The sequence below is a fragment of the Mycobacterium sp. E3251 genome (assembly GCF_001666835.1).
GTDB lineage: Bacteria > Actinomycetota > Actinomycetes > Mycobacteriales > Mycobacteriaceae > Mycobacterium.
This window is the reverse complement of record NZ_LZJF01000096.1, coordinates 1-2,084: the sequence shown is the minus strand read 5'-3', so window position 1 is coordinate 2,084 and position 2,084 is coordinate 1. Positions and strand designations below refer to the sequence as shown.

Here is a 2,084-nt window from a genome sequence, read left to right as displayed (position 1 = left end):
ACCGTCGAGGTGATCGACGAACCCGGCGTCGAGGGTGAGCTCGCGCTCAAACCCGGCTGGCCGTCGATGTTCCGCGGGTACCTGAACGCCGAGGAGCGCTACCGGAGCTGCTTCGCGGCCGGCCTCTACCTGACCGGGGATCTCGCGACGAAAGACGCCGACGGCTACTTCTGGTTCGTCGGGCGCAAGGACGACGTGATCAAGTCCGCGGGGCATCTGATCGGGCCGTTCGAGGTCGAGAGCGCGTTGACCGATCACCCGGCGGTGGCCGAGGCGGGCGTCATCGGCATACCCGATCCGACGGTCGGTGAGATGGTCAAAGCCTTCGTCACCCTGAAGGACGGTGTCGTCGCCGACGAAGACCTGCGGCTGGAACTGCTGGGCCACGCGCGCAAACGGCTCGGGGCCACGGTGGCGCCCAAGGAGATCGAGTTCGTCGACTCCTTGCCGCACACCAGCAGCGGCAAGATCATGCGGCGCCTGCTCAAGGCCCGCGAATTGGGGCTGCCTGAGGGCGACACCTCCACCATCGAGCAGCACCCGGTCCACCAATCCGAGGGAGTGCCGTCGTGACCGATACGAAGCTGGCCCATGAGCTGTTGTCCGACATGATTCGGGTCCGGCGCATGGAGGAGAAATGCGCCGAGCTCTACAGCGCGGCCAAGATTCGCGGATTCCTCCATCTCTACGTCGGCGAGGAAGCCGTGGCCGCCGGATCGCTGCGCGCGCTGGCCGACGAGGACGCGGTGGTCGCGACCTACCGCGAGCACGCGCACGCCCTGCTGCGGGGCATACCGATGACCTCGATCATGGCCGAGATGTTCGGCAAGCAGGAGGGCTGCTCGCGCGGCCGCGGCGGTTCGATGCACTTGTTCGACGGGACCAAGCGGTTCTACGGAGGCAACGCGATCGTGGCCGGCGGCCTGCCGCTGGCGGTGGGCATCGCACTGGCCGACGCCATGCTGAAGCAAAAGCGCGTGACCGCCTGCTACTTCGGTGACGGCGCGGTGGCCGAAGGCGCCTTCCACGAGTCGTTGAACATGGCGGCCCTGTGGAACCTGCCGGTGCTGTTCTGTTGCGAGAACAACCTTTACGCGATGGGCACCGCGCTGGATCGGGCGCAGTCGCAGACCGATCTGACCGCCAAGGCGGCGGCCTACCGCGTGCCGACGCTGGCCGTCGACGGCATGGATGTCGAAGCGTGCCACACGGCCGCGCAGCAGGGGGTCGATCACGTCCGCGACACCGGCGGCCCGTTCTTCATCGAATTCCGCACCTACCGATTCCGTGCGCACTCGATGTTCGATCCCGAATTGTACCGGGACAAAGGCGAAGTCGAACGATGGCGGGAGCGTGACCCCATCCAGGCGTTCACCGAGAAATGTGTGGGCGACGGCACACTGTCCGAGGCCGACGTGCGTGAGATCGAAGACGCGGCCGCCACCGAGATCGAGGACGCGGTGGCCTATGCCGAGGCCGGAACCTGGGAGGACGTGGCGGATCTCGAACGCGACGTGCTGACTGAAGAGCCGGCGCGATGAAGACCAGCTATCGCACCGCCGTGCACGACGCCCTGCGCGATGCCCTGCGCGACGATCCGCGGGTCTTGCTGATGGGCGAGGACGTCGCGCGTTACGGGGGAACGTACGCCGCCTCCAAGGGCCTGCTGGACGAATTCGGCCCCGACCGCGTGCGGGACACACCGCTGTCGGAACTGGGCTTCGTCGGGATCGGAATCGGCGCGGCGCTGGGCGGTTTACGTCCGATCGTGGAGGTCATGACGGTCAACTTCAGCCTGCTGGCTCTCGACCAGATCGTCAATACCGCTGCGGCGCTTCGCCATATGTCCGGCGGGCAGTTCTCGGTACCCGTAGTCGTCCGGATGGCGACGGGTGCAGGCCGCCAGCTCGCCGCGCAGCATTCGCACAGCCTGGAGCCGTGGTACGCCCACATCCCCGGCATCAAGGTGGTGGCTCCTGCCACGGTCGAGGACGCGTACGGGATGCTCGGCCCCGCTCTGGCGGACCCGGACCCGGTGGTGATCTTCGAACACGTTCAGCTCTACAACACCTCAACGGATGTCG

The 2,084-nt window shown here is 66.9% G+C and carries 2 protein-coding genes and 1 pseudogene; all 3 read left to right on the top strand.

Annotated elements, in window-relative coordinates:
- Positions 1-573 (top strand): annotated as a pseudogene (locus A5697_RS12535) (AMP-binding protein); the annotation flags it as partial.
- A complete protein-coding gene (gene pdhA, locus A5697_RS12530; protein ID WP_067949085.1) occupies positions 570-1,541 on the top strand; it encodes a pyruvate dehydrogenase (acetyl-transferring) E1 component subunit alpha in 972 nt (323 codons plus the stop codon). The pseudogene A5697_RS12535 and the gene pdhA, both read left to right, overlap by 4 nt.
- Positions 1,538-2,084: alpha-ketoacid dehydrogenase subunit beta (locus A5697_RS12525; RefSeq protein ID WP_369806109.1), on the top strand; the 547-nt coding region annotated here is incomplete at its 3' end. The genes pdhA and A5697_RS12525, both read left to right, overlap by 4 nt.